The organism is Microcoleus sp. OTE_8_concoct_300, from assembly GCF_031383065.1.
Lineage (GTDB): Bacteria > Cyanobacteriota > Cyanobacteriia > Cyanobacteriales > Microcoleaceae > Microcoleus.
The window spans coordinates 1-6,544 of record NZ_JANMZH010000800.1; the positions used below are offsets into that span (position 1 = coordinate 1).

At 46.1% G+C, this 6,544-nt stretch carries 7 protein-coding genes and 2 pseudogenes; 4 read left to right on the forward strand and 5 right to left on the reverse strand.

The genetic code is table 11. The features are described 5' to 3' along the window. Both ACUVJL_RS35755 and ACUVJL_RS35760 read right to left on the reverse strand, forming a co-directional pair. Positions 1–394: pseudogene (locus tag ACUVJL_RS35755) on the reverse strand (hypothetical protein); the annotation flags it as partial. Between the two features lie 34 nt (positions 395–428). Further along, positions 429–1,007: a hypothetical protein gene (locus tag ACUVJL_RS35760; RefSeq protein WP_445250158.1), complete on the reverse strand. Its 579-nt coding sequence runs from the start codon at positions 1,005–1,007 to the stop codon at positions 429–431. A 46-nt stretch (positions 1,008–1,053) separates the two neighbouring features. Between ACUVJL_RS35760 and ACUVJL_RS35765 the strand changes: the two genes are divergently transcribed. From ACUVJL_RS35765 to ACUVJL_RS35780, 4 genes and pseudogenes are all read left to right on the forward strand, one after another. Continuing rightward, complete coding sequence (locus ACUVJL_RS35765) at positions 1,054–2,229, forward strand: ATP-binding protein (RefSeq protein ID WP_445250159.1); 1,176 nt, start codon at positions 1,054–1,056, stop codon at positions 2,227–2,229. A 313-nt stretch (positions 2,230–2,542) separates the two neighbouring features. Then, positions 2,543–2,728 (forward strand): annotated as a pseudogene (locus ACUVJL_RS35770) (zinc ribbon domain-containing protein); the annotation flags it as partial. Positions 2,729–2,974: 246 nt separating this feature from the next. Next, entirely contained in the window at positions 2,975–3,760 is a 786-nt protein-coding gene (locus ACUVJL_RS35775; protein ID WP_445250160.1) for a ParA family protein, read from the forward strand. Then, positions 3,757–4,194, forward strand: coding sequence for a hypothetical protein (locus ACUVJL_RS35780; protein ID WP_445250161.1), 438 nt, complete (start codon positions 3,757–3,759; stop codon positions 4,192–4,194). The genes ACUVJL_RS35775 and ACUVJL_RS35780 overlap by 4 nt, the downstream gene beginning before the upstream one ends. A 358-nt stretch (positions 4,195–4,552) precedes the next feature. Here ACUVJL_RS35780 and ACUVJL_RS35785 read toward each other — a convergent pair whose 3' ends face one another. The 3 genes from ACUVJL_RS35785 to ACUVJL_RS35795 all read right to left on the reverse strand — a co-directional run. Continuing rightward, the gene (locus tag ACUVJL_RS35785) at positions 4,553–5,503 is read right to left on the reverse strand and encodes a tyrosine-type recombinase/integrase (protein WP_445250162.1); all 951 of its coding nucleotides are present in this window, start codon (positions 5,501–5,503) and stop codon (positions 4,553–4,555) included. Between the two features lie 269 nt (positions 5,504–5,772). Beyond that, positions 5,773–6,195: a transposase gene (locus ACUVJL_RS35790; protein ID WP_445250163.1), complete on the reverse strand. Its 423-nt coding sequence runs from the start codon at positions 6,193–6,195 to the stop codon at positions 5,773–5,775. A 29-nt stretch (positions 6,196–6,224) separates the two neighbouring features. Next, on the reverse strand, positions 6,225–6,544 hold a 320-nt coding region (locus ACUVJL_RS35795; protein WP_445250164.1), incomplete at its 5' end, for a helix-turn-helix domain-containing protein.

The following is a 6,544-nucleotide window of genomic DNA, read 5'->3' on the forward strand; positions in this document are numbered from 1 at the left end:
TGGGTAGATACTTATTGAGTAGGTGATTAAACTCTGCCTCACTCAACACTATTTCTTGAGGTAATAGTTTGAGAGCGTTTTGCCATTTGGTGGGGATTTTGAAGTCCCCAATTAGTGAGAAGAAGAGTGGATTCAGAAAAAAACTTAGTTCTCGTCCTGGCTGTAATCCTTTCAGTACCGTCAGTCTATCTTTATTCGTTGTTGTGAAGTAGACTGTATATAAAGGGTTGCAGATAATATTGGTGGTATGGTTTACTCCTTTAACACGCGCGCCTGTTTGGTCGAAGTGTTGCCAAGGGCTACTCGCTAGTCCTGAATTATAAACTTCTTTTTTCTCTCTTTCAAAACCTGAGTGGTTTTTGATTAATAGGTTGGATAAATAACCGGCTGACATGGAAATGCCTAAATCGGCTAAAAAATCTAGTAGTTTACCGTATCGTCATATTGCCCCCATAGTACAAACTGATGATTAAGCCTTTGATTCCTGGCCCAAATTCTCCTTCGTAGCCTAGTGGTAATTCTGCTACATAAGTTTTTCGGAGTGAGGGTGAGTAATATTTTTGTTTGCGGAACAATATGTGGTCGGTTGCCAAGCTGATATCTTGGATGATTACTTGTTCGTATCCTTTAAATTCTGCATCGGCTGGCAGTTGGTCTGTGGGATATTCTAGTATTTCTTCTCGATCTATTTTAATCGTGGCGTTCTTACTGCCTTTTTTGTGATTTTTTGGCGTTTTTCGTTCTTTTTCTGATGAGTGCTGACTTTTGAATCCTTTGGACTTGGCTTTGATGTCTGGTTTTCCTTGTTCTCCCTTCAACCGGTTATTTTCATCTTTTAACTGTTGATTGTCTGACTCCAAGTCTTTGACTTTTAATTGTAATTTTTCTATAAGGTTCAGTAATATCTCTACTGTCTGACGCATTGATTCGTCTGCAATACCTGGGGGGTCGATGGTTTGCAGTAAATCTGAGAATGACTTATCTTGTGAAATAATCTTTTGCGTCATGTGTCCTATTTTATAACACTTTATATACTTTGCCTACTTTTTTTCTTTGCTACCCCTACTTATTGAGCGGATACGATATGGGGGCGATCGCACTCTGCTATCCTTAACCGATGAAGAACTCGACGGCGCTTTAGGATTCGTGCGTTATACCGATGGAATTCGCTTTCCCACCGTAGCCGGACTACTGATTTTAGGACGAGAAAGCGCCCTCCGCGAACACTTACCCACCCACGAAGTCGCCTTTCAAGTCCTCGAAGGCACCCAAGTGCGAGTCAATGACTTTTACCGCACCCCCTTGCTAAAACTGTTTGAGCGAGTTATGGAACAGTTTGAGGTGCGCGTTGAAGAAGATGAAGTGCAAATCGGTTTATTTCGCGTCCCCGTTCCCAACTACGATCGCCGCGCCTTTCGCGAAGCCTCAGTCAATGCCCTCATCCATCGATATTACACTAAATTGGGAGCCGTTCACATCCGCTGGGAAGATTACGGAATTACCATCAGCAACCCAGGAGGTTTTGTCGAAGGTGTCACCTTAGATAACCTGCTAGTCGTAGAACCCCGACCGAGAAATCCCTTCCTAGCCGATGCCATTAAACGCATCGGACTCGCCGAACGAACTGGGCGCGGTGTAGATTTAATCTATCAGGGGTTATTGCGCTACGGAAGATCCGCCCCTGATTATCGAAGCACAAACTCTCATTCAGTTGCCGTCAGACTGCCAGGGGGGGAAGCCGATTTAGGACTGTTGCGCGTAGTGATTGAAGAGGAAAATCGCAGTCATTGCCCACTCCCCGTTGACTCTTTAATCGCGATCAGACAATTGCGACAAGAAAGACGGTTAGACACGGCTACTCTCGCCCGTGCCATTCAGCGAGATGAAGCGATCGCCCGCAGCGTGTTAGAACGATTAGTTGAAGCTGGTTTGGTAGAAGCGCGTGGCGTCAAAAAAGGACGCACCTACACCCTTAGCCCCTTAGTTTACCGAGAACTGGGACAATCCGCTGATTACGTTCGGCAAGCTGGCTTTGAACCCATTCAGCAAGAGCAAATGGTGCTTCAATATGTAAGGACTCACGGCAGAATTACCAGAAAAGAAGCTGTGGAACTTTGTCGTATCAGCGAAGACCAAGCTAGTCGCCTGCTGCGGAAGTTGACTGATGCCAACCAGTTGAAATTAGAGGGTCAAGGCCGCGCGTCATATTATCTTGTTTTCTCGCTATAAAACACGCACCGCGCCTTTTAAACACGCACCGCGCCTTTTAAAACACGCGCCGCGCCTTACTATGACATGAGTTTATTGACATACCTCCTCGTCTATCAAGTCCGAGGATTCCTTGACGCTTCATCGCAACGCGCTCCGCAAGCGGTAGTCTTACCATCACTCCACGTCCGTTTAGAGTCTCCCAATGCCCTAGGTTGCCTACGTATATTCTAGCAGAAAGCCGTCAAGCGAAGGCGATGTGCTGAGCGTAGCCGAAGTGACGGGGCTTGAATCCCAGTTTCTTGGTCAAAAAAATCCTCTTCAAAAACAAGCGATCGCCGTTCCCACGCGCGACACAAGCCAGAACTGCTCAAATTGCGGGCATAACGTGGCAAAAACATTGAGTACCAGAACTCATAAATGTCCTCACTGTGGATACGTAGCAGACAGGGATGAAAACGCGGCGATTAACATTTTGCGTAAAGCAACTACCGTCGGGCAGACCGGAAGTAACGCTTGACTGAGTTGGAACCTCTCGGTGGCTACCCCTCTACGCTACTTGGGGTAACTCTGGTATGGTAAGGACTGCACTCATTTGCTAATTTTAGTAATTTAGCTTTTAGTCATTTTATAAAATTAACTTTATTTTGAAAATTTATAGATTTAAATAATAAAAGTAGCTTTTTATTGAATTAGCTATTGACTATTTTAACTTTTTAGATTTAGATAATGATATATATATAGAAAACCCCATGTCCCTAAAGCCATGATCGCAGTCGCCATCGCCTCCCTGTCCGGGGGGCAGGGCAAGACAACCACATCTCTATTCCTCAGCCGCCTCCTAGCGAGCCGGGGCTATCCCACACTGGCTATCGACGCCGACCCCCAACACAACCTGACCACCTACCTGGGGCTAGAACTGCAACCCAACCAGCCCACCTTGCTGGAAGTTCTCAAAAAATCCGTGCCCATCGAAGACGGCATCTATCCAGTCGAAGGTAGCGACAACTTGTTTCTAATTCCCTCCGACGACGGCCTTGACGCGGCCGCCGACTACCTATCCAGCAGCGGTGTCGGTGCCACCCTATTGCTGCGCCGCCTCGAACCAGTTGCCGAAGCCTTTAAATTTTGTATCATTGACGCACCCCCGCAGCGCTCGCAGATTTGCTTAACCGCAATCGGTGCAGCCGACGCCGTAATCGTACCCGCCGAAGCCTCCGTCAAAGGGTACGGTTCCCTAGTACGGACACTCGACCTGCTCAACTCCATGAGAGATGTCAAAGCAACCAACGCCACCGTACTCGGAGTGCTGCCCTTCCGCGACCGCTGGATTGGCAACACTCAAACCCTAGAAAGTCGCCTAGCCGTAGAGGGGATGAAAGACGAAGTTGAAAAAGAATTAATTCTCCCTTCAATCAGAGAATCCGAACAGTACAAAAAAGCCATTAACAAACGCCAAACCCTCAGCGAATTAGGACATCCCGACTTAGAATATCCCTTTGAAATACTGCTCGCTAAAATCGAGTCTCTTTTACAACAAAAAGTACAATGAGTGACAGCATCCTAGACCAAATTCGCTCCAATCGCAAGCGAACAATTGTTCCAAGCAGAGAAGATACTTTAATCTCCCGAAAACAGGGGAGCGAACAAATTGCCCAACAGTCAACTACGGAGAACGAAGCTTCAAACGAAACCACTAATTCCAATTCAACCTTAGAAGAGTTAAAAGCAGAACTCGCGAAAATTCCGCCAACTCGTCGCCATTCTGCCGTTGTTTTAGATGCAGAAATAGATGCTAATTTGACAAGATTTTGCAAAGAAAAAGGAGTGACCGTAGAACTATTTTTAGAAGCTGCATGGCTGCAAGCAGAAGCTTCATCCGAGCTGATGGAAAAAATCTTGGTAGAAGCTAAGTGTCGCTACGATTCAAGAAAAATTGCTGGAAAACTGAGGCGGCTGATTACAATGCTATCCGGGCGCGGATAGGGAGGTGCTAGTGCCATTAAACAGTTGACAGTTAACAGTTGACAGTTGACAGTTGACAGTGAGATTTTTAGGATGGGGATTTAAACAGTTGACAGTTAACAGTTAACCCTTCGACACTAAGGCGAAGCTCAGTGCGACGCAACGCTTGCGCGGGCGACGCAGTTAACAGTTAACAGTTAACAGTGTGGACAATTGTCAATTGTCCACTGTTGAAATAACGAGTAGAAAGGCACGCAATCAAAAAGGCCATGAGTGGTTTAATTACTGCGATGAAATAACGGACGTTTCTCGCAAGTTATTTAACACGGCGCAGTATTCTCAAAGACAAAGTATCAATCTTATGTAGCTCCAAAAAACGCTAAAACTCCAAATGTTGCACGGCCCGCCGCTTAGTTTCCTCCCCACGCCTGTCATACTTTGCCGTAGTTACCGGAGAAGCATGACCCGCCAACTTTTGTACGGTAACAATATCCACCCCAGCATCAAGGAGGTCTGAGCAAAACGTGCGCCGGAAGTCGTGGGGACTAAAAGACTCCACCCCAGCGAGTTTAGCCCGTCGCTGCACAATCTTCAACACACCATCCTCCGTCATCCGCCGGCGCTGAATTTCTCCCCCCTTCCGAATCGGGTACAACAGAGGCCCAGTCGCCTCTCCCCTCAACTCGAGCCACTGGGACACTAAAACGCAAGCAGACTCCGGGAGGTAAACCGTCCTGTCTTTCTTGCCCTTACCTTCTCGGATGAATAGCGCTCCCGTGGATAAGTTGAAATCTCGCTTCAAGAGATTGACCGCCTCACCGCGACGGATGCCACCCCCACGCAAGATAGCAATCAGCGCCATGTCCCTAATATCAATAGGGGTCTTACCAGAGCAGCTTTCCATCAATGCAGCAATCTCAGAGAGCGTTAGCGCCCGCCCCCTAACTTTTCCCGATTGCTTGATACTCCTGACATCCACCGCTTTACTGTAATCTTGAGGGTCGATTAAATCCAGCCGCAGAGCTTCCTTTAACACCCGCCGCAGGGCGCACAGCATTTGGTTCACCGTCGCCGGGGCGTACTTTTTCTCCATAGCCGAGCGTAGAGCCGCAGTATGTTTGTAGCGCAGTGCCGCCCAATTCAAAGTCATTGCGTCACACTCAGAGCTCGTCAGCATTCGGGCCATGATATTGAGTCCTTCTCTCATGGTTGCCTTTGACCGTTCGCTCCCCAAACTGTCGAGGTACACTGCTGCTGGGTGCTGAGTCAGGGGTACCGGATAGCGCAAATTCAAGGTTTCCGGCTGTTGCTCTCCGAGTAAGTCGAGCATTTACTCTTTCAAAGTGATTATAAATACTAAATTTTACGCCTTTAACGGCACAAAATATTGATCAATTTGGCTCTTATTTCGTGAGTCCTCGCCGTCTAGGAGCGAACTCGTGTGTTCGCAAGGTAAATAGGAGGCTCAGAACTAAATTTAATGCGTTTTGTAGAGTAGTTTCCTTTTTTCCCTCTAGCTTCTATCCCATTAATTACAGCATAGGCTAGCTCTAATTCATCCTCAAACATTTGTCTTGCTAGCTCATCTTTTTTGAGATGTTACCACTCCAATTTTATGCGGTTCATTTCTGAACAATATTTGGGTAAAAATAAGATATATAGACCCTGGCTTTCCCATTTCGACCATAATTGTTGAACTTCCTGACATTTATGTATCGGGCCATTATCCTGTACTATTACTCTGATTCGTTTACTCTCAGAGGCTTCTAGGGCTTCTGATTCCATCATTCTGATATAAGCTTTTCGATCGACACCCCCGATTACCAAACCATAAACAAAGCTGATTTCATGTTGCAGAAGCCCTACAATACTTAATCTACGACCACGCCTCTTCGTTTGTTCGAGCCTTTTTTGTTGACCTCGTTTGTAATAAGTGTAACCAGGTTCGCTCCACGCACAAAATCCTGATTCATCTAAATATTTTAAGTCGATTTCTCCCGCAGCAGCAGCCAGTTCCAGCATATCTAAGTCGGCTTGTTTAACTTGGCGTGCTACGATTTCTTGTTTTCCTTTGTGGCTCTTCCTCGCTCGTTTCCAAATAAACCCTTTTTTTTTAGTATTCGTCTTAATCGATCCGGACTTAGTTTAATAGAACGCTCTTTTTCTAATTTCTGAGCTAATTGAACGCTGTTGTAAGTACGTGGTTCATTTTTGAGGCATTCTGTTAAAAACTCTATGTCTTCTTCTTTCCACTTCGGTTTTCCTCCTCGACCTGGTAATTCCCAAAGCCCTTCCATGCCTAGTTTTTGCCATTTATGTAAAACCTCTCTCACTGTTTGTGGGGTCCAATTAAAGTGAGCAGCTATTTTTT